This is a genomic window from Thermoflexus sp. (assembly GCF_040289485.1).
Taxonomy (GTDB): domain Bacteria; phylum Chloroflexota; class Anaerolineae; order Thermoflexales; family Thermoflexaceae; genus Thermoflexus.
Window position 1 is genome coordinate 60,025 of the sequence record NZ_PSLG01000008.1, and the last position, 634, is coordinate 60,658.

The window sequence follows — 634 nt, forward strand, 5'->3', positions numbered from 1 at the left end:
GCGACGGAGGTGTGGATGCTCAGCCCTCGCCCTCCACGCCGCCTCTGGGATGGCGCCCGGGTTCCCCCGGGCACCTCGGGGGCCATCTCCCCGGTGGGGACCCTGGCCGCGGCCCTGGGCGCCCTGGCCTTGGGGACCTGGGCCTGGGTCCTCTCGCCGGTGGGGGGGCCGCCGGCCCGGATCGCCACGGTCGGGCTGGCGGGCTTCCTGGGAGCCCTCTTCGACAGCCTGCTGGGGGCGATCGTCCAGGGGGTGTATTGGTGCGCAGCGTGCGAGAAGGAGACCGAGCGCCCGGTGCACCGCTGCGGGCGGCCCGCCCGCCTGCGCCGGGGGTGGCCGTGGGTCAACAACGATGTCGTCAACGCCCTCGCCGCCCTGGCCGGGGCCCTGGCCGCGGCCCTCCTGAGCCGCTAAGCCCGGTCGGGGCCGATTTGTTGTCGTCCCCTGCATCCCGTGCTATCGTTTTCTTCCAGGATCGGTTTACCGTTCCGTGGCGCATCGTCATCCCTTTCACCTTGCGCGGCGAAACGGATGACCGGCCCCTTCCGGCTTCCTCGACCCGTGGCGCGTAGACCGGCGCTTCGCCGTTCCGCCGCCCGAGGGATCTCCACAGGCGTCCCTTCCCGGGGAACTC

Annotated in this window: 1 protein-coding gene; it reads left to right on the plus strand. The window is 73.0% G+C overall.

Going from position 1 to position 634, the window contains the following annotated elements; translation table 11 throughout:
- Positions 1-414 (plus strand): DUF92 domain-containing protein (locus C4313_RS02615; RefSeq protein WP_352428322.1); only part of this gene is annotated, 414 nt, incomplete at its 5' end.
- Between the last annotated feature and the right edge of the window lie 220 nt (positions 415-634).